Consider the following 19,465-nt stretch of genomic DNA (forward strand, 5'->3'; position numbering starts at 1 on the left):
CTTGTGCTAAGCAAAGAAATGATCGACGGGCGCCGGGCCGGGTGTCGGGGTGCGTCGGCGCCGACCGGCGGGCCGGCGCCGAGCGCGGTAGCTTGCGGTGCATGCACGAGATGACGCGCGACGAATGGTGGCGGTTCGCGAGCGACGGGACGCGCACGGGCAAGGTGGGCGTGGTGCGCGCCGACGGCTCGCCGCACGTCACCCCGGTCTGGTTCGTCCTCCACGAGGGCGATGCCGGTGACGAGATCGTGTTCAACACCGGTGCCGAGACGGTGAAGGGCCGGGCGCTGCGCCGCGACCCACGGTTGTCGATGACGGTCGACGACCAGGCCCCGCCGTACTCGTACGTGCACGTCACCGCCGAGGCGACGCTGTCCGACGATCTCGACGAGATGCTCGGCTGGGCGACGACGATCGGCGGTCGCTACATGGGGGAGGAGAACGCGGAGACCTTCGGGAAGCGCAACGCGGTCCCCGGCGAACTGCTCGTCCGCGCCCGCATCACGAAGGTCGTCGCCCACGCGGAGCTGGCCGACTGAACACCACCGCCGACGCCGCGTCCCACACGACGGCCGGCGGTCGCCTCACTTCGACCGCGACGACCCTGCTGTCTTGCGCCGCGCGGTTGCGCGCTGCTCGCCCTCGTCGGAGTCGCTCCTGTCGGAGTCGCTGTCGTCGGAAGCGGCGTCGCCCTCGTCGGAGTCGCCTTCGTCGAGATCGGAGTCGTCGCCGGGGGCGTCGTCGAGTTCGTCCTCGTCCCGGGCCGTCCCGTCCCGGTTCTGTTCCTCGTCGAGCCCTTCCTCGTGGGTCCTGACGACCTCCTCGTCCCGGATCTCGCCGCGCCAGCCCTCGGCCTCGTCCTGGTCGAGGATGGTGCGCGTCATCATGTGGCGTTTGATGTGCTTGAAGTCCGAGCGCACCCGTCGCCCCTGCGCGCGCCACAGGTTCGCCGTCTTCTCGAAGAAGCCCTGCGGGTGGTATTCGAGCACGAGCAGGATGCGCGTCATCGTCGGTGCGAGCTCGTGAAACGTCACGGCGCCGTCGACGTAGCCCTTGGCGCCGGTCGACTTCCACACGATCCGCTCGTCCGGAACCTGTTCGACGATGGTGGATTCCCAGTCCCGGTGGGAGAAGAAGATCCGCGCCCGCCAGTGGACCTTCTCCTCGGACTCCTGCTCGACCTTCTCCACTTTCCTGGTGAAGCCGGGGTAGTCCTCGAACGTGGTCCACTGGTTGTAGGCGACGCGAAGCGGGAGTCCCACGTCGCACTCCTCGACGATGTTGACGACCTTCACGTTGCCGCTCCCTCCGCTTCCCACGGCTCGTTCGGCCTTGTCCTTGGCCCCGCCGATCCCGGCACTCAGCGCGGCCTTGAGCGGTGATGTGCCTTCTGCCAGCTCCTTCGCACCCGTGAGTGCCGCGCTCAGGCCGGAACCCCCGTTGTCGGCGACGCGGGTCAGCCGGCCCGTCAGGTCGGAGACGGCGTCGGTGATCGAGCCGACCGTCCGCGAGACCACCGCTTCGAGCAGGTCCTGGCCGGCTTCCTTCAGATGCTCCAGCGGCAGCTCTTCCACCATGCCGCGGGCGGGCCCTCGTTCGCGCTGTTCGGCGTCACCCATCGCCGCCACCCGATGTGCGCTGTCGCGACGACGAGCCCCGCGACGACGAGCCCCGCGACGACGAACCCCGCGACGAGGAGGACGCCTTCGGCTTCTTCGGTTTCTTCGGCGACGCCCCGCCACCGCCCGCCGCGGGCGTGCTCGGAGTGGCCGGTTCGCGGGGTGCACGTGTGCGGGAGCTCGATTTCCGTGCCTCGGCCGGAGCGTCGTCGTCCTGCCCGTCGCGGGACGACGACTCCTGTTCGGCTGCGTCGCCGCTGTCGTCCCGTCCGCTCTCCTCGCCGCGCGACTCCTGGTCGCGTTCCGTCTCGGCGGTGTCGCCGTCGTCGGCATCGCGCGGCGAATCGGTTCGCGGGGAACGGATATCGGCGGCGCGTTCGGACAGATTGTCGCTCAGCGAATCGATCTTGTTGCTCGCGGCGGCGACGGCGGCCGTCCTCGCCGCGTCGACGAGACGGTCGCGCAGCGCGCTGAACTCACCGGACCCTGTGGCGGAAGCCAGCGCGTTGTCTGCCTTGGACAGCAGCTCCTTGCGGTCTCCCATGCGCCTTCCGGCGAGAACGCCGCCCGCCATGAGCGCCAGTTTCATCCGGCGAGTGCGTCCGAGGGTGTAGCCGACCGCCATCGCGGCGGCGATCCGAGGTCCCTGTTTCATCCCGGCCTCCTGCTGGTGACGACGCGACTGCCCGTCGATGCTCAAGGGCCACGCCTGCCGGCGGCTCTCGATCCGCCTTCCGGGTCAGACTTACCCCCGGGCATGGGCCGTCACACCACGACACGGGGATCGGCCGAGTGCAGCCGGTGCCGAGCGGCCGCAGGCGTTTCAGGCGGGTGCCCGCAGCCGAACCTAGGAACGGGAAACCGGGAGCGAACGAGAAGACCGGGATGCGGGGTCGAGGGTTCCCGCCGGATGTCCCGGCGATCGGGCCGCACCGAAACGTGGACGCTTCCGCCGGTGGTGTGGCAGTGAGGGGTGGACGGATGGCCGGCAGTGACGAGCGATCGCAGCAGGATGACGCCGACGGCGAGGGGACGGACTCCGGAGCAGAGCCGCGGCAGTCCGTCGCGGCACGTGCGGGAGGCGCGGCACAGCCCGACGTCCACCTCGACGTCCCGGTGGTGAAGGTCGAGGAGATCAGCCTGGAAGTGGAGAATCTCCGGGCGAGGGTGTCACTGCAGGCCGAGGTGCTCGACCTGCTCAAGCTCAACGTCGGTGTCGATGCCGAGCTCGGCCGGGTGGCGCTCCAGATCAAGGGGGTCGAGGCGCAGGCTCTGCTCGACGTCCGACTGGACAACGTCGCGGGCATCCTCGACCGAGTTCTGACGACGATCGACCGCAACCCCCAGATCCTCGAGCAGCTGACCCAGGGCCTCGGCAGGGCCGTGGAGGAGGTCGGTGAGGGTGCGGGTTCGGCGGTGGAGGAGATCGGCGAGGGCGCCGGAGGGGCCGTCGAGCACGTCGGCGAGGGTGCCGGCTCAGCCGTCAAGGAGGTCGGCGCGGGCGCAGGCGGTGCGGTGGAGCGTGTCGGTGAAGGTGCCGGGGAAGCCGCCGAGAAGGTGGGTGCGGGAGCGGGCGACGCCGCCCGCGCGGTCGGCGAAGGTGCCGGAGGTGCCGTCGAGAACGTCGGTGAAGGCGCGGGGGAGACCGTCCAACAGGTGGGGCGCAGTGCGCACGATCTCGTCGACGGAACCGACGACGCGGAAGCCGGCGACGAGGAAGATGACGCCGACGACGATTACGACGAGGAAGCCGACGACGATTACGACGAGGAATCCGACGAGGACGACGGCGACGAGGACGGGGACGGTACCGGCGATCGAAGCGCTGACGACCGGAAAACCGGGCAGCGGAGAGGCGGCCGGGGGTCCCGCGGGCGAGATGACGAGCAAGAACCCGCCCGGCGCACGCGCGGCGCCGGGCGGGACTCGTCGTCTCGGTCGCGTAGGCAGCGCGACCGGTCGTCCGGAAGGACGTCGCGCCGGTGACGACGGAGGGCAGGGCCGACGTGTCGGTCAGGAGCACCGTGCGGGCCGAGGAGATCACCTTTTTCGACGAGCCCGATACCCGGGTCGTGTTCAGCGGCGACACCGACGACCGGACGTCGACCTCCGGCAGCAGGTGCGTGCGTCTCCCGGATCCGGTTCGTGCGGGAGTGATCTACCGCGACGTCCGGATCGACCACTGGATCACGGCGTACCTGGATGTCGACACGTCGACCTGACCGCTCCCGCCGTGCGACGCGGTGGCGGTGCAGCACTCGCCGACCGGGCCGGCCGCACCGGCGGGTCACCTCGAACGCTCGAGAACCCTCGCGGCGCTCGTCGCCGGGGCGAGTTCGAGTCGGCGCAGCAGCTGCGCGTTGAGGGCGACGACGACGGTGGATGCGGACATGAGGATCGCGCCAACACTCATCGGCAGCACGAACCCGACGGGTGCGAGCACGCCCGCGGCGAGCGGAACCGACACCAGGTTGTACCCGGCAGCCCACCACAGGTTCTGCTTCATCTTCCGGAACGTCGCTCGCGACAGTTCGACGACCGACAGCACCGACCGCGGATCGGAACTCGCGAGGATCACGCCCGCCGAGCCGATCGCGACATCCGTGCCCGCGCCGATGGCGATGCCCACGTCCGCCTGGGCGAGCGCAGGGGCGTCGTTGACGCCGTCGCCGACCATGGCGACCCGGTAGTTCTCCTCCTGGAGTTGTGCCACCTTGGCGGCCTTGTCCTCGGGCCGGACGCCGGCGAACACCCGGTCGATGCCGAGTTCCGCCGCGACCGTGTCCGCCACGGCCTTGGCATCGCCGGTGATCATCACGACCTCGGTGCCCGCGGCGTGCAGGGCGTCGACGGCCTCGCGCGATTCGGGCCTGATCTCGTCGGCGAGCCGCAGCGCACCGATGACCTCGCCGTCGGAAAGGACGTGGAGGATGATCGCGCCCTCACCGCGCCACCGGTCGGCGACGTGCATCTCCCCGGCTCCGCGCTGTTCCAGCAGGTGCGGGCCGCCGACCTCGACCACTGCGCCGTCCACGGTCGCCTTCACCCCGACCGCGGGCGACGAGGAGAAGTCGGACGCCGTGGGAACGGTCAGCTCCCGGGTGCGGGCGGCGCTCACCACGGCCCTCGCGAGCGGGTGCTCGCTGTCGGCCTCGGCAGCGGCGGCGAGGGCCAGTACGTCGCCGGCGTCGCGGTCGCCTGCTGGTTCGATCGCGGTGACGGCGGGCTCGCCCTTGGTCAGGGTGCCGGTCTTGTCGAACAGCACCGCGTCGACGGTGCGCATCGATTCCAGCGCCAGCCGATCCTTGATCAGCACGCCGCCGCGGGCGGCGCGTTCGGTCGCGATGGAGACGACCAGCGGGATCGCCAGTCCCAGCGCGTGGGGGCAGGCGATGACCAGCACGGTGATCGTGCGGACGACGGCGTCGTCGGGCAGTCCGGTCAGTGACCAGACGATCGCCGTGACCGCCGCCGCGCCGAGCGCGAACCAGAACAGCCACGCAGCGGCGGTGTCGGCGATGCGCTGCGCGCGGGACGACGAGGCCTGTGCGTCGGCGACGAGTTTCCGGATCCCCGCCAGTGCCGTGTCGTCGCCGGTCGCCGTGACCTCGACGCGCACCCCGGAATCGGTGGCGACGGTGCCTGCGACGACGTGGTCGCCGCTGCCGCGCCGCACCGGCTTGGACTCGCCGGTGACCATCGACTCGTCCATCGATGCGGAGCCGTCGACGATCGTCCCGTCCGCCGGTACCGACGACCCGGGGCGGACGACGACGACGTCCCCGACGGCGAGCTCGGCGGGATCGACCGTCACCACACGGTCGCCGTCGACCTTCTCGGCCTCGTCGGGCAACAGTGCGGCGAGCGAATCGAGCGCCGACGTGGTCTGGGCCAGGGACCGCATCTCCAGCCAGTGGCCAAGCAGCATGATGACCACCAGGAGCGCGAGCTCCCACCAGAAGTTCAGCTCGTGGTCGAGGATCCGCAGGCTGGCGCCCCAGGACGCGACGAAGGCGACCGTGATCGCGAGGGCGATGAGCAGCATCATCCCGGGGGTGCGGGTGCGGATCTCACCCAGGCCGCCGGTGAGGAAGGGCCGTCCGCCCCAGAAGTAGACGACGGTGCCCAGTACCGGCGATACCCACCAGACCCATGCGGCGTCGGGCAGCCGGTAACCGATGAGGTCGGCGAACATGTCGTTGAACCCGACCACGGGGACGGCCAGTACGAGCATGGCCCAGAACAACCGCCGGAACTGGCCCACGTGATCGCCGTGGCCGCCGTGGCCGGCGTGGCCGCCGTGGCCGCCGTGGCCGCCGTGGCCGGCGTGGCCGCCGTGGCCGGCGTGGCCGCCGTGGCCGGCGTGGCCGCCGTGGCCGGCGTGGCCGCCGTGGCCGGCGTGGCCGCCGCTGTGGCCGGAATGATCGCCGTGGTCTCCGCCGTGGCCACTGTGGTCCTGGGCGGCGGGGCTCTCGTCGTGCCCGTCGTGGTGGGACCCGCGGCCGGTGTGCGGGCCCGACTCGTGGTGATGCCCGTGGGCTGTCACCTCGGGCGATCGCGTCGAGGGTTCGTGGCTCATGTTCGTCACTTCCTTCGGTGTCCTCATCGAGGGTGGTACGAGGGCGCAGGCCCCGCAGGTCGCATCCGGACCCCCGCGCTCCGGTGCCGTGCTGTTGTGCCGTGTTCTTGTCGGGGTGCTTGCTGCGCCGTGTTGTTGCTGCGCCGTTGTTGCTGGGCTGTGTTGTGCCGCGGCGTCGTCGCCGCTGTTTGTGTTGCCGCTGTTCTTCTTGCCGCTGCGTTCCCGCGGCAGTCCCTGCGTCGTCTCCGGCGGCGCTCCTGCTATACCCTATACCCCTAGGGGGTAGTAGTCCAGTACTCGTGCCGGTTCGCAGATCACGGGTGCGGGGCGGTGGTGAATCGTGCCGGTCGGCGAGAACCGCCGACCGGTGTGCTGACTCGTGACCCGGTTGCGGCCGCGGCCGGGCGCTCGTCGAGGATGACGGCATGGCTCATCCCGCGCCGCGGCGGCGGAACCGGACCACCGCCGCCGTCTCGGTCCTGATCGCCGGACTCGTACTCGTGGGCTGTTCCGGCCCTGGTCCGGAGTCCGCGCCGCCCGCCGGCAGCCCCGGCGGTGGACTGCTCGCCGAGCACGAACTAGCCGGACTCGACGCCCCCGAGATCATCGAACGGCTGGACCGGATGCACGTCGACGACCGCCCGTCCGACCTGCTCGCATCCGTGCGGCCCGACGCGCTCGTCCTCAGCGACGAGCGGGAACGCGCGGTCGAGTTGCCGATGCCCGACGACGAGGTCTACGTCTCCGTCGCGCCCTACCGGCAGGAGACCCACGAGTGTCACTTCCACAGCCTGACCACGTGCCGGGGCGAGCTCGGCAACGAGGCGGTCCGGGTCGTGCTCACCGGTCCAGGCGGCGACGTACTCGTCGACGAGACCCGGAAGACCTTCGACAACGGCTTCGTCGGCCTGTGGGTTCCCCGGGGTATCGAGGCGACGCTGACCGTCGAGCACGAGGGCAGGGCCGGAACCGCACGTATCGCGACGCGCAGCGGCGACGACCCGACCTGCATCACCGGGCTGCGGCTGACCTGAGTGTGCCCCCGAGCCGTCCGAGGTCCCGGATGCGTGACGGGCGAGCAGCCGGGGTTGCGGAGGGTCAGTTCGTCGTGAGCTCGGCGCCCGCGGGTACGGTGAGCGTGTCGCCGAGGTAGCCGTCGACGTCGCCCGCCCCGAGCACGTACGCGGCCCAGCAGCGCCGTTCGTGGTCGATGACGTGCAGCTCCCACACACACGCGAACAGCTGCGGCTCGGCGGGCACGAAACCGCTCTCGCCGTCGCGGAGGAGTCGCTGGCAGAGGATGTCACCGTCCCACCAGTGCACGAGCAGCCAGACGGCGTCCTCGCCGCGGTGGACGATCACGAACCCGCAGTCGCCCGCAGCAGTGGGCAGGATCGTGCCCGCGGTGTCGACGGCCGATTCCAGCAGCTCCTCGCCCGTGGGCTCCCCGTCGGCACTGATGGCGTAGAGCTTGAGGCGCAGGCCGCTGACGTCCCGCAGGCCGTGGAAGTCGGTGCGGCGTAGGGCGAACGACGGCACGTGGAGTCCCTTTCGTGTGACGGCCCGGACGATGGTGACTCTATCGGCCGGGAACGGTCCCGTCGTTCACGTCGCGGTGCGGCCGAGGGAAGGTTCGCCCGCCGTTGCGCTCTCGGAGTCGCGGTGAGCGCCGGTGCGGCCACCGTTCGGAGGCCCGGTTGCGGGGGAGTGGAACCGCAGGAGCGCGGTGGCGGCCGCGGCCGCGGTTGCGAGGGCTGCCGCGACCAGCAGCGCGGGTCCGTAGCCCCGCGTCAGCAACGGCGCCACGCCCAGCGGTCCGAGTACCTGGCCGATGCTGTAGCCCGCGGTCAGCAGCGCCGTGGCTCGTGGAACACCCAGGTGGGCACCGGTCGCGAGCGTCAGGGTGGTGACCCCCATGAACGTGCCGCCGAACAACACCGCCGACACCAGCGCCGGTGCGACACCACCGAACAACGCCGGCAGTGCCATCCCGACCGCTTGGAGCAGCAGCGCCCCGATCAGCAGGTCCGGTCGCGAGAAGCGGTGCGCCGCGGCGGCCCAGAGCGCGCACGACGGTGCGGCGGCCAGCCCGACCAGTATCCAGGATCCGTTACCCAGCCACGACGGGCCGTTGCGCGACAGCGCCGCGACGAGGAACGTGCCCGCGACGATGTAACCGGCTCCTTCGAGGGCATAGCCGACCAGCAGCGCCGCGAACAACCGGCGGCCGCTTCCGTTGCCGGTGTCGGTGTCCGGTGACGCCGCCGGAGTCTGCGGTGCGGGCAGCCGCCACGCCACCGAAGCGAGCGCCGTGGTCAACGCCGCCGCGACCCACCACGCCGTCCGCCAGCCGCCCACCGCGTCGACGGCGAGCACGCACAGCCCGGACACCGCGATTCCGGCGCCGACACCGCAGTACACCCATCCCGTCAGGTGCTGAGCGTGGGTGCGCAGCCGCTCCAGTGCGGCGTTCGAGGCGATCACGAAGATCAGTGCGCTGGCGACACCGGCCATCGTGCGCATCCCGATCCAGACCACCGTGTCGGTCGTGACCGCCATCCCGGCCAGCGTGACCGTCAGCAGCACCAGACACGTCCGTAGGGCCGGCCGCGACCGCGCGAGCCGCGGCACCAGGATGGCGGCGACCGCACCGGCGAGGTATCCCACGTAGTTCGCGGTGGCCAGCGCGTTGCCGGTGTGCGGGCTGATGCCGGCCTGCGCCTGCATCAGCGGCAGGATCGGGGTGAACACGAACCGGCCCACGCCCATCGCCGCCGCCAGCGCGAACCCGCCCTGCACCACCACGTGCCAGGTCGGCCGGTGCTGCGCGCCGCTCCGTGCCGAGTGGATGTCCACTGCTGCCACCGATCCGTACCTCCGGCGTCGACGTGCCGCCGCGAGTCCGCGACGTGGCCTACCGGCGTCCCGGCCAGGCGCCGTTCACGTTAAGTACGTCGGGGTGGCGGAGTGAAATGCACGTTGCCGTGCGTCTATGTTTCTCAGGCATGGATGTAGAGCTGCGGCATTTGCGGGCGTTCGTCGCCGTCGTCCGGCATGGCTCGTACACCGGCGCCGCCGCCGAACTGCGCGTCACGCAACCGGTCCTGTCCCGCACCGTCCAGCAGTTGGAGGCGATCCTGCAGGTGCGGCTGCTGGAGCGCAGTACCCGCCACGTCCGCGTGACGAGCGTGGGCGAGCAGTTCCTGGACCGTGCCGAACGGGTTCTCGGCGAGCTCGCGCAGGCCGTCGCGGCGGTCGGCGCCCAGCGGACACTGCGCCTCGGGTTCAGTTGGCTGCTGCCCGATCCGTGGGCCCAGAACACCGTTGCCGCGTTCGAGAACGCGACCGGCGCCACCGTCACGGTGATGCGGCGAGACGATCCGGTGGCCGCGCTGCACCGTGCGGACGTCGACGTGGCGCTCCTGCGCGGCGACCCCGACCTCGGCGGCGCCGCGGACGTGCAGCTGTTCGACGAGGACCGCATCGCCGCCGTGTCCACCCGATCCGAGTTGGCGGGCCGGCAGCGGCTCGGCTGGGAGGAGATCCCGATGTGGCCGCTGGTCGTCAACACCGTGTCCGGCACGACCGGGAACTGGTCGTGGCCCGGCGGCGAGCGCTCCGTCGAGATCGTGACCTGCACCAACTACGACGAATGGCTCGAAACCGTCGCCGCGGACCACGGCATCGGCGTCGTGCCCGTCGTGGCGGCCCGCCGCAGCAACCATTCCGGAGTCCGCTTCGTCCCGCTCGCCGGAGCGCCGCCGGTGCCGGTGCGCCTGGCGTACCTGCCGGCCACGGCCGGTGCGCTCGTCCGGCACTTCCTCGACGCCGCCACCGGCACGCCCGCGTAGTGGCGGGTCCGTGCGGACAGGTCCGTGCGAACTCCGGTCGGTGCGGGCGGCAGCCCGGTGCGGTGAGAAAATTAAGCTTAGCGCTAAGCTAACTATCGGGCCGAACCGTTCGGAAGGAGTACGCATGGCGCGGAAGGACACCTGGACAACGCCGGACGCCGTCGATCTGATCACCGACCAATGGCGACGTTCGCGTCCCGAGTTGGACGTCTCCGCCTTGGCCGTCTTCGGCAGGCTGCATCGCAATTACCATCGATACCAAGCATTCATCGGTGAGACGTTCGCCGAGTACGGGATCAGCATGGGTGCCTTCGACGTCCTGGCAGCCCTCCGGCGTAGCTCGGACGAGGGGCGACTCAACGCGGGGGCGCTCGCTCAACAAACCCTGGTGACGACCGGTGGGCTGACCCAACGCGTGAACCAGCTCGAGAAATCCGGTCTCGTGCGCCGTGAACGGGACACCGATGACGGCCGGATCGTGTACGTGGCGCTCACCGAGGAAGGGGCGGCGCTGATCGACAAGCTGGCCGACGAGCATTTCTCCAACGAGCAGGCGATGCTGGTCGGCCTGTCCAAGAGCGAACGGAAACAGCTGGCTCACCTGTTGCACCGGCTCGAACGTTCGATGGAGCTGTGCGAACTGACCGAGCGCAGCGAGTGAGCTCGAACGGGCCGCGCGGGCTCAGCCCGCCCAGGGCAGCGGGTCCTCGTTGAGTCCGAAGTAGAGACTCTTCTGCCGTGTGTAGGCACGGATCCCTGCCCGCCCCTTCTCCGTTCCCAGGCCGCTTTCCTTGACTCCGGAGAAGGGGGTCGCGACGGAAAGCTGCTTGTACGTGTTGATCCACACCGTGCCCGCCTCGATGCGCCGGGCGACCCGCAACGCCCTGCGGTAGTCCGAGGTCCAGATACCGCACGCGAGTCCGTAGACCGTGTCGTTGGCTTCGCGCACCAGCTCTTCCTCGTCGGTGAACGGGAGCACGACGGCGACCGGGCCGAAGATCTCCTCCTGGCAGGTCGCCGCCGAGTTCGTCAAGCCGTCGATGATCGTCGGCAGATAGTAGGCACCCGCGCCGAGTGAGGGGTCGTCCGGAATCCGGCCACCACAGTGCACCCGGCCGCCCTCGGTGCGTGCCCGCTCGACCAGCTGCGCCACCCGGTCGCGGTGCTCGTGGTGCACCAACGGGCCGACCTGCACGCCCGGCTCCGTGCCTGACCCGACTCGCAGGGCCCGGGTGGCCTCGACGAGCCTGTCGAGCACGTCCGTGTACATCCGTTGGTCGACGAAGATCCGCGAACCGGCCACGCAACTCTGACCCGACGACGAGAAGATGCCGTACAGAATGCCCGCAACGGCATGTTCGACATCCGCGTCGTCGAAGACGATCGTGGGTGACTTGCCGCCGAGTTCGAGCGCGACCGGCATGATCTTCTCCGCCGCCACCCGGCCGATGGCCCGTCCGGTTGACGTTCCTCCCGTGAACGACACCTTGCCCACGTCCGGATGCCGCACGAGCGCGTCACCGATCTCGGATCCGGATCCCGGCAGTACGGACAACAGTCCGGCCGGAAGCCCCGCCTCGGTCGCGATCCGGCCCAGCGCCAGCGACACGAGCGGCGTCCACTCCGCGGGTTTGAGCACGACACTGTTTCCGGCGGCCAGTGCGGGTGCCACCTTCTGGGCGTCGCTGGCGATCGGCGAGTTCCACGGGTTGATCGCCGCCACCACGCCGATCGGTTCGTGCACGCTCATCGACAGGTACTGCCCACGTGAGGGCGTCACCTCCGACTCGAACGTCTCGCAGCTCCCGGCGAAGAACCGGAAGGTCCCGGCCGCGCTGGCGACCAGTGCGGTGGTCTCGGCGAGTGTCTTGCCCGTGTCGCGGGTTTGCAGCCGCGCCAGGTCGTCCGAGTACCGCTCGATCAGATCGGCCATCCTGGCGAGGATCCGTGCTCGCTGATGGGGTGGACGGTCCCGCCAACTCGGATCGGCGGACGCGGTCAGGCCGGCGGCCACGGCACGGTCGACATCGGCGGGGCCGGCCGATCGGATCCGGGCGACGGGTTCGCCGTTGGCGGGGTCGATCGATTCCAGTACCGGTCCCGTGCCGGTGACCCATTCCCCGCCGACGAGGATCTCGTCGGGAATGCCGTCCCGGGTCGGAGTTCGTACCTCGGCCATCTCGTCTCCTACACCGCGCCGCGGTCGTCGTGCGCGCTCACTCAAGCACAGAGAAATCTTCGAAGCAAGCTATATGGAACGGTTCGACGCCGGGACGGTGGCTCAGGTCGGCACGGGATCAGCGCCGCGCATCAGGCCGAGTTCCTCGGAAAATCCGCTGATCAACGAAGTTTATGCGCCGACTCGCGCAAGTTGTTCACGGCGAAGGGGTTGTTGCCGCGGCTGCGCGTTGCTATAAACCGATGGCGAACTAGCTTAGAGCTAAATTTTTACGGGAAGGATTCGGCATGACCTCCACTGCTGCGACGGCCGATCTCGACGGCCTCATCGACTCGTGCATCGCCAGCCGTGACACGCGGATCGAGGACTGGGACACGCTCGCGTTTCAGGCGAAGGCGGGCGAGGAGTTCCGCCGTGCGCAGATCCGCTACATCGGCTCCGGGGCGACCGGGAACCACGAAGGCGACGGCAAGACCCTGCCCTCGGAGGGGTTCACGTTCTCGAACATGCGCCTCCCCATCGGCGGCGTCGGTCCCGAGCACACCCATCACGACGTCGAAGAGGTCTTCTACGTTCTCGAGGGTTCGGTCGAGGTGACCGTGCACGACACGGAGGACGGGACCCGAACGGCCAGCCGGGTTCTCGGTTACCGGGATCTGATCAGGGTTCCGGCCGGAGTGCCGCGCAGCCTGCGCAACGTCGGCGATTCCGACGCCCTGTTCTGCGTGGTCATCGGCACGCAGCGACCCCAACTTCCCACGTATCCGACGACCTCGCCCGTCTACGGCGTTACCCGCGACTGAGGATCCGGCTCCGGCGGAGCCGTCAACGGGAGGACATCTTGACCCGGACGATGCGCCTGATGCGCCAGACTTGGCTGTCCGAGCGGATCATCGAGCTTCGCCTCGCCCCGATCGACGGCGAACCGCTGCCCGGCTGGACGCCGGGCGCGCACATCACCCTGCACCTGCCGAACGGCACATCGCGGGAGTACTCGTTGTGCGAAGGTCCCGCCGGTGACTCGGAATGGACGGTAGCGGTCCTGCACGAGGCGAACTCCCGCGGCGGCAGCGCGTTCGTGCATCGGGACCTCCGGGTCGGCGCGCTGCTCGACGTCGACGGACCGCGGAACAACTTCCCGCTCGAACCGGCCGAGCACGTCACCCTGATCGCGGGCGGCATCGGGATCACACCGATCAAGGCGATGGCCGAACAGTTGTCGGGTTCCGGCACCGAGTGGTCACTGCTGTACTGCGGCCACAGCCGGTCCACAATGGCCTTCCTCGACGACTTGTGTGCGATCGCAGGGGACCGGCTGTCGATTCACTGCGACGACGAGCGCGGCGGACCACCCGACCTGGCGTCCGTGCTGGCCGGGCGGCCGCCCGGGGGACACGTGTACTGCTGTGGTCCCGAACCCATGCTCGCGGCGGTGCGGGACGTGCTCGGCGATTCGCCGGAGCTGCACCTCGAGCGGTTCCGGGCCGAGCCCGCCGAAAGCCCCGACCCGGCGGAGGAAAGCTCCTTCGACGTCGTCTGTGCCGGATCGGGGACACGCATCGCCGTCCCGCAGCACACCAGCATCGTCGAGGCACTGGAGGCGGCTGGGGTCGGCGTGCCCACCTCCTGCCGCGAAGGCATCTGCGGCACCTGCGAGACGAAGGTCCTCTCCGGTGAACCCGAGCATCGCGACCACGTGCTGAGCCCGGCCGAGAAGGAATCCGCGGAGACGATCCTGCCGTGTGTCTCCCGGTGTCGCTCCGCCGAACTCGTCCTCGACATCAGCTAGCAGCACCCGAGGAGTGACCATGCCACTGGAACTCAACCCGTATCAAACCCGCACGCGCCCCCCGACCAGCTACGAGGAGGCCTTCGCGGACGAGCTCGAAGCGATCTACGGGCGGGGTATCCACGACCTCCCCGGTGTCGTGTCCGCGCTCAACGACACCGGCGTCCGCCCGGCGGGCGGTGCCGAATGGACGGACGACGTACTGCAGGACGAACTGGCCCGGCTCGCACGCGAAGGGTGAACGATGACGAACACATTGGACACGGTCGAAGGGCGCGTGGCGCTCGGGCCACGGAACAAGTGGTACGCGCTGTGCCGTTCGGACCGGGTGCAGCCGGGTGAGATGACCCGGATGTCGCGGGCCGGTGAGGAGCTGGTGCTGTGGCGCGACTCCGCGGGCACGGTCCACGTGCAGGAGGACCGGTGCCCGCACCGGGGAGCCCGGCTCTCGCACGGGGTGCACATGGGCGACCGGCTGGCCTGCAACTATCACGGCGTTCAGGTCGACGCCGCAGGCGTGGTGGTCTCGGTTCCCGGCAGCCCCGGCTGCGCGCTGGAGGGCCGCCGAGCGTTGCGCACGTTCCCGGTCACGGAGCGGGCGGGGGCCGTGTTCGCGTGGTTCGGCGACAGTGAAGACGCCGAACCGCCCGAGCTCGACGTTCCCGAGCCGATCGCCGGTGGCGAGTGGGACAGCTTCCTGTGCTACGTCGAGTGGGACGCGCCGTGGCTCTACTCCCTCGACAACCTCATGGATCCGATGCACGGCGCGTTTCTCCACCGCAACTCCCACACCATGGCCGCGGGCAAACGCGAAGCGATGTTCCAGGTACGGGAAACCGATCGCGGGTTCTTCTTCGAGAAGACCGACCAGCGGGGAGTCAACTTCGACTGGTCGGAGTGGGTCGACACCGGACTGCAGTGGGTCGGGCTCGAGATCCCGTACCCCGACACCGCAGGCCCCGGGGGCCCGTTCACGATCGTGGCGACCGCGACTCCGATCAACGAGAACCAGCACGCGGCGTTCTTCTGGCGCTGCCGGAACGTCAGCGGCTGGCAGCGGGACAGCTGGCGCTTCCTCTACCGGATGCGGCTGGAACAGCGGCACTGGCAGGTGCTCGAACAGGACCGCACGATGCTCGAGGCCATGCCGCCGGATGCCTATGCCAGGGAGAACCTCTACCAGCACGACATCGCACTGGTGCGGCTGCGCCGGTTGTTGCGGGCGACGGCGAAGAAGCAGTTGGAGGCGGCGGCCGAATCGCCCGACGTTCGAGCGGCCGCGAACGCCCGATGACCGTGTCCTGTGAAGGAACCGTGTCCCGCAACGCAAAATGTGAGGCTCAACAGTGACAGCGCTACGTTCTTTCCCCGAGGCGAGCGAACCGGTCGCTCGTCTCCGCGCGCTCCGATCCGTCACGCTCTGCTCACCGCACGCCGACGACGCAGCCGAGTTCTACTCCGAGGTGTGGGGACTCGAGCGGGTCGAGTCGGACCACGGTGCGGCCTGGCTGCGGGGTACCGGACCCGAACACCACATTCTCGGCTTGCGCCGGGCCGATCACAACGCGCTCGGCAAGATCGTGTTCGCGGTGGCGACGCCGCAGGAGATCGACGAGGCCGGCCGCAGGCTGGCGAACCTGGGCGTTCCCATGCTCACCGAGCCCGGTCACCTCGACCAGGTCGGCGGTGGCTACGGGCTGCGGCTCATCGACCCCGAGGGCCGGCTCGTCGAGCTCGTCGCGCAGCTCGAGGCCGTGACCCCTGGTGACCCGGAAGGTCGCGCAGCCATTCCGCGCAAGCTCGCGCACGTCGTGCTGAACACCGCCGACATCGACGGCGCGTGCGAGTTCTACACCCGGGTTCTCGGGATGCGGATCTCCGACTGGTCGGAACACCAGATGGCGTTCCTGCGATGCAACTCCGATCATCACGTCATCGCGTTCAATGCCGCGGAATGGGCCTCGATCAACCACGTCGCCTACGAGATGACCTCGATCGATCATTTCATGCGCGGCATCGGCCGGCTCAAACACAACGGGATGACGCCGCTGTGGGGGCCGGGCAGGCACGGCCCTGGCAGCAACACCTTCTCGTACTTCGCCGATCCGGCGGGGCTCGTGTGCGAATACACCTCGGAGGTCGAACAGGTCGAGGAGGACTCGTGGCTGTGCCGGGTGTGGCGGCGTACCCCGGAACTGTCCGACCTGTGGGGGACAGCAGGGCCGCCGTCCCGGGACGTGCGTGAGTACATGGCCGGGATACCCGATCCCGGCTACCGGGAACGGATCGCCTCATGAAGGTCGCCGTCCTCGGCTGCGGTGCGATCGGGGGTGCCGTCGCGCACGCGTTGGCGGCGGGCTCGGTCGCGGGCGCCGATCTGGTCGGCGTCGTCCACGCCGACCCCGTCGACCCGCCGGGGTTGCCGGTGATCGGCTTCGAGGAGGCGATCGGCTGCTCCGACCTCGTCGTCGAGTGCGCAGGGCAGCCGGCACTGCGCAGCTACGGCCCGCGGGTGCTGCGGGCGGGCGTCGATCTGCTCGTCGTCTCGACCGGAGCACTCGTCGACGACGAGCTGTTCACCTCCCTGACCGAGGCCGACGGCGGGAAACTGTCGCTGTCGACCGGTGCGATCGGCGGCCTCGACATGGTCGTCGCCGCGACCGGTATGGGCGGCCTCGACCGTGCCACGCTCACGACGACGAAGCGCGCGGTCTCGCTGATCCAGCCGTGGATGAGTGAGGCCGAGGCGCGGCGGTTGACCTCGGCACGTGAGCCGATCGAGCTGATGCGTGGCTCCGCGCGCACGATCGCATCCGCCTTCCCGAAGTCGGCCAACGTGGCGGCGTCGCTGGCGTTGGCGGTCGGGGACTGGGAGCGCGTCGAGGCGGCTGTCGTCGCAGATCCGAACGCTGAGCTCACCTCGCACGTCATCACGGCCGAAGGCGGTGCGGGAAGCTACCGGTTCGAGGTACGGAACCATCCGTCGGCCGAGACGCCCACGACCAGTGGCGTCGTGCCGCACGCGGTGCTGCGCGCCATCCGTTCGCTCGCCGGCGGGACGGTGTTCCGATGAACGCACCTGCGCTGCACCTGGAGTGTGCGGGCGAGGCGGGGTCGCCGGTTCTGCTGTTGCACGGGATCGGCGGAAGCAGCGCTTCGTTCGCCCCGCAACTGCAGGCCTTCGGCCGCATTCACCGGACGATCGCGTGGGACGCGCCGGGTTACGGCCGTTCGCCGGATCCGGACGGCGCGCCCGGCATCGCCGGGTACGCGCGCGATGCGGCGGCGATCCTGGCCGAACACGGCCGGGCACACGTCGTCGGCGTGTCCTGGGGCGGTGTCATCGCCACCCGATTGGCGGCGGACCGCCCCGAGCTGGTGCGCTCGCTGACCCTGGCGGACTCCACCCGTGGTTCCGGGCTCACCGTCGAGTCGGCCGCACGGATGCGGCAGCGGCCGGCCGAGCTGGCCGGGTCGGGGGCTGCGGAGTTCGCTCGTCGCAGAGCTCCCCGGCTGGTCGCTCCCGGTGCGGCTGCTTCGGTGCGCACCGGAGTCGAGCGCATCATGTCGACGGTTCGGCTGCCCGGTTACCGGTTCGCCGCCGAGTCGATGGCAGAAACCGATCACAGTGACCTGCTCGGTGCACTCCGCGTCCGGACGTTGGTGCTGGTCGGTGCCGAGGACAGGGTCACGGGAGTGGCCGAAAGCCGGCGGATCGCCGATGCGATTCCCTGCGCGCGGCTCGAGATCGTGCCGCACGCGGGGCACGCGGCCAACCAGGAGAACCCGGACCGGGTCAACCGGCTGTTGCTGGAGTTCTTCGCCGAAGCCGAGCGGCCACCGGTTGCCGACGCGATCGCGAACAGTACGGAAGGGACGTCATGAGCACCCTCGAAGGCAGAACCGTCGTCGTCACGGGAGCCGGTCGTGGGCTCGGCCTGGCACTCGCCAAAGCGATCGGAGCGGCCGGGGCGCACCTCGTGGTCGCCGAGCGTTCGCCGGAACTCGCGGCCGAGGCCACCGCCGAACTCACCGAGGACGGCATCGTCACGCACCGCGTCGACACCGATGTCGCGGACCCGGACTCGGTGGCCGAGTTGGCGCGCCGAACCGCCGACATCGGTCCGGTGTACGGGCTGGTGAACAACGCCGCCCTCGCCAACGGTGTCGGAGGCAAGTACTTCGACGAGATCCCGCCGGAGGAGTGGGACCGGGTGCTGGCCGTGAACGTCCGTGGTCCGTGGCTCGTCGCGGCGGCGTTGTACGACCAGCTCGCTGCGCAGGGTGGGCGGATCGTGAACCTCTCCTCCGACGCGGCGTTCTACGGCTCGCCGCGGCTGGCGCATTACGTGACGTCCAAGGGTGCCGTCGTCGCGATGACGCGTGCCATGGCGCGCGACGCGGGCCGGCACGGCGTCACGGTCAACGCCGTCGCCCCTGGCCTGACCGAGGGGGAGGCCACGGCCGCCATCCCGGCCGAGCGATACGAGCTCTACCGGCGGAACCGGGCGCTCGATCGCGCGCAGCAGCCGGAGGACCTGACCGGTCTGGTGACCTTCCTGCTCTCCGATGCCGCCGCCTACATCACCGGCCAGACGATGCTGGTCGACGGCGGATTCGTCTGCCACTGACGCCCGCACCGAAAGGACCACGATGGATCTGCGCCTCGCCGGGCGAACCTATGTCGTGACCGGCGCCAGTTCGGGTGTCGGCCTGACCACCGTTGCGCTTCTCCTCGAAGAGGGAGCCAACGTGGCAGCCTGCGCACGTGACGGCACCCGGCTCGCCGACGCCGTCGAACGCCTGCCCGGTTCCGAACGTGTCACCACGTTCGCCTGCGACGTGCTCGACGCCGCGTCGGTGCGGGAGTTCGTCGCACACGCCGGGGAGCGCTTCGGTGGCATCGACGGCGTCGTGAACAACGCGGGCAGGTCGCTGCTCGCCCGCTGGGACGAAACGACGGACGAGCAGTGGCGCGCCGAGCTGGACCTGAAGCTCTTCGGAGTGCTGAACCCGGTTCGTGCCGCCGTGCCGTGGCTGTCGCGTTCGGACTCGGCGGCCGTGGTGAACGTGAACGCCATCCTGGCCCGCCAGCCGGAAACGCGGCTGGCCGCGACATCGGCGGCGCGCGCGGCGCTGCTCAACCTCAGCGCCACGCTGTCCGAGGAACTCGCCGCCGGCGGTATCCGCGTGAACTCCGTGTGCCTCGGCCTGGTCGACACCGGGCAGTGGCGGCGCCGCTATGAGTCCTCGGACACGGCGGACTCGTTCCAGCAGTGGTCCGCCCACCTGGCGGCCGACCGCGGTATCTCGCTCGGGCGGCTCGGCGACGCCGAGGAGGTCGCCTATCCGATCGTGTCGTTGCTGTCCCCCCGCGCGTCCTACATCACGGGCGCGACCGTCGATGTGGGCGGCGGCGTCGCCCGCTACATGTAGTTGAGGAGAACG

Annotated in this window: 21 protein-coding genes; 15 read left to right on the top strand and 6 right to left on the bottom strand. The window is 70.1% G+C overall.

The window, feature by feature from the left end; all coding sequences use genetic code 11:
- Window positions 1-101 precede the first annotated feature (101 nt).
- A complete protein-coding gene (locus LY12_RS00810) occupies window positions 102-539 on the top strand; it encodes a PPOX class F420-dependent oxidoreductase (protein WP_253852610.1) in 438 nt (145 codons plus the stop codon).
- Window positions 540-584: 45 nt separating this feature from the next.
- On the opposite strand, the gene LY12_RS00815 is transcribed toward LY12_RS00810, so the two are convergent.
- Together LY12_RS00815 and LY12_RS00820 are read right to left on the bottom strand one after the other, a co-directional pair.
- A complete protein-coding gene (locus tag LY12_RS00815) occupies window positions 585-1,619 on the bottom strand; it encodes an SRPBCC family protein (protein WP_253852611.1) in 1,035 nt (344 codons plus the stop codon).
- Window positions 1,612-2,274, bottom strand: coding sequence for a hypothetical protein (locus LY12_RS00820; protein ID WP_253852612.1), 663 nt, complete (start codon window positions 2,272-2,274; stop codon window positions 1,612-1,614). The genes LY12_RS00815 and LY12_RS00820 overlap by 8 nt, the downstream gene beginning before the upstream one ends.
- 326 nt (window positions 2,275-2,600) lie before the next feature.
- Between LY12_RS00820 and LY12_RS00825 the strand changes: the two genes are divergently transcribed.
- Both LY12_RS00825 and LY12_RS00830 read left to right on the top strand, forming a co-directional pair.
- On the top strand, window positions 2,601-3,605 hold the full coding sequence (locus LY12_RS00825; RefSeq protein ID WP_253852613.1) for a hypothetical protein: 1,005 nt from the start codon (window positions 2,601-2,603) through the stop codon (window positions 3,603-3,605).
- Window positions 3,602-3,841 carry a hypothetical protein gene (locus LY12_RS00830; RefSeq protein WP_253852614.1) on the top strand — a complete coding sequence of 80 codons (240 nt, stop codon included), beginning with the start codon at window positions 3,602-3,604 and terminating at the stop codon, window positions 3,839-3,841. The genes LY12_RS00825 and LY12_RS00830 overlap by 4 nt, the downstream gene beginning before the upstream one ends.
- 65 nt (window positions 3,842-3,906) lie before the next feature.
- Here LY12_RS00830 and LY12_RS00835 read toward each other — a convergent pair whose 3' ends face one another.
- Window positions 3,907-6,198 carry a heavy metal translocating P-type ATPase gene (locus LY12_RS00835; protein WP_253852615.1) on the bottom strand — a complete coding sequence of 764 codons (2,292 nt, stop codon included), beginning with the start codon at window positions 6,196-6,198 and terminating at the stop codon, window positions 3,907-3,909.
- 425 nt (window positions 6,199-6,623) lie between these two features.
- On the opposite strand from LY12_RS00835, the gene LY12_RS00840 reads away from it, so the two are divergent.
- Window positions 6,624-7,232, top strand: coding sequence for a CueP family metal-binding protein (locus tag LY12_RS00840; RefSeq protein ID WP_253852616.1), 609 nt, complete (start codon window positions 6,624-6,626; stop codon window positions 7,230-7,232).
- Between the two features lie 64 nt (window positions 7,233-7,296).
- Here the strand turns inward: LY12_RS00840 and LY12_RS00845 are convergent, their stop codons facing one another.
- Together LY12_RS00845 and LY12_RS00850 are read right to left on the bottom strand one after the other, a co-directional pair.
- Entirely contained in the window at window positions 7,297-7,737 is a 441-nt protein-coding gene (locus tag LY12_RS00845; protein WP_253852617.1) for a hypothetical protein, read from the bottom strand.
- A 66-nt stretch (window positions 7,738-7,803) separates the two neighbouring features.
- The gene (locus LY12_RS00850) at window positions 7,804-9,063 is read right to left on the bottom strand and encodes a YbfB/YjiJ family MFS transporter (RefSeq protein ID WP_253852618.1); all 1,260 of its coding nucleotides are present in this window, start codon (window positions 9,061-9,063) and stop codon (window positions 7,804-7,806) included.
- A 140-nt stretch (window positions 9,064-9,203) separates the two neighbouring features.
- Between LY12_RS00850 and LY12_RS00855 the strand changes: the two genes are divergently transcribed.
- A complete protein-coding gene (locus LY12_RS00855; protein WP_253852619.1) occupies window positions 9,204-10,049 on the top strand; it encodes a LysR family transcriptional regulator in 846 nt (281 codons plus the stop codon).
- A gap of 124 nt (window positions 10,050-10,173) precedes the next feature.
- Window positions 10,174-10,710: a MarR family winged helix-turn-helix transcriptional regulator gene (locus tag LY12_RS00860; RefSeq protein WP_253852620.1), complete on the top strand. Its 537-nt coding sequence runs from the start codon at window positions 10,174-10,176 to the stop codon at window positions 10,708-10,710.
- 21 nt (window positions 10,711-10,731) lie between these two features.
- Here LY12_RS00860 and LY12_RS00865 read toward each other — a convergent pair whose 3' ends face one another.
- Window positions 10,732-12,228, bottom strand: coding sequence for an aldehyde dehydrogenase (locus tag LY12_RS00865; protein WP_253852621.1), 1,497 nt, complete (start codon window positions 12,226-12,228; stop codon window positions 10,732-10,734).
- Between the two features lie 287 nt (window positions 12,229-12,515).
- On the opposite strand from LY12_RS00865, the gene LY12_RS00870 reads away from it, so the two are divergent.
- The 9 genes from LY12_RS00870 to LY12_RS00910 are packed head-to-tail and all read left to right on the top strand — an operon-like array spanning window position 12,516 to window position 19,453.
- Window positions 12,516-13,031, top strand: a complete 516-nt coding sequence (locus LY12_RS00870; protein ID WP_253852622.1) for a cupin domain-containing protein — start codon at window positions 12,516-12,518, stop codon at window positions 13,029-13,031.
- A 59-nt stretch (window positions 13,032-13,090) separates the two neighbouring features.
- Window positions 13,091-14,017: a PDR/VanB family oxidoreductase gene (locus tag LY12_RS00875; protein WP_253852623.1), complete on the top strand. Its 927-nt coding sequence runs from the start codon at window positions 13,091-13,093 to the stop codon at window positions 14,015-14,017.
- Between the two features lie 19 nt (window positions 14,018-14,036).
- Entirely contained in the window at window positions 14,037-14,258 is a 222-nt protein-coding gene (locus LY12_RS00880; RefSeq protein WP_253852624.1) for a recombinase-like helix-turn-helix domain-containing protein, read from the top strand.
- Between the two features lie 3 nt (window positions 14,259-14,261).
- Window positions 14,262-15,311, top strand: coding sequence for a Rieske 2Fe-2S domain-containing protein (locus LY12_RS00885; protein WP_253852625.1), 1,050 nt, complete (start codon window positions 14,262-14,264; stop codon window positions 15,309-15,311).
- Window positions 15,312-15,363: 52 nt separating this feature from the next.
- On the top strand, window positions 15,364-16,314 hold the full coding sequence (locus LY12_RS26015) for a VOC family protein (RefSeq protein WP_253852626.1): 951 nt from the start codon (window positions 15,364-15,366) through the stop codon (window positions 16,312-16,314).
- A complete protein-coding gene (locus LY12_RS00895; RefSeq protein WP_253852627.1) occupies window positions 16,311-17,090 on the top strand; it encodes an aspartate dehydrogenase domain-containing protein in 780 nt (259 codons plus the stop codon). The genes LY12_RS26015 and LY12_RS00895 overlap by 4 nt, the downstream gene beginning before the upstream one ends.
- Window positions 17,087-17,902: an alpha/beta fold hydrolase gene (locus LY12_RS00900; RefSeq protein ID WP_253852628.1), complete on the top strand. Its 816-nt coding sequence runs from the start codon at window positions 17,087-17,089 to the stop codon at window positions 17,900-17,902. Before LY12_RS00895 ends, LY12_RS00900 begins: the two co-directional genes overlap by 4 nt.
- Window positions 17,899-18,648 carry an SDR family oxidoreductase gene (locus LY12_RS00905; RefSeq protein ID WP_253852629.1) on the top strand — a complete coding sequence of 250 codons (750 nt, stop codon included), beginning with the start codon at window positions 17,899-17,901 and terminating at the stop codon, window positions 18,646-18,648. Before LY12_RS00900 ends, LY12_RS00905 begins: the two co-directional genes overlap by 4 nt.
- 22 nt (window positions 18,649-18,670) lie before the next feature.
- Complete coding sequence (locus LY12_RS00910; protein WP_253852630.1) at window positions 18,671-19,453, top strand: SDR family oxidoreductase; 783 nt, start codon at window positions 18,671-18,673, stop codon at window positions 19,451-19,453.
- The last annotated feature ends 12 nt before the right edge of the window (window positions 19,454-19,465 follow it).

Source organism: Prauserella alba (assembly GCF_024171735.1).
GTDB lineage: Bacteria > Actinomycetota > Actinomycetes > Mycobacteriales > Pseudonocardiaceae > Prauserella > Prauserella alba.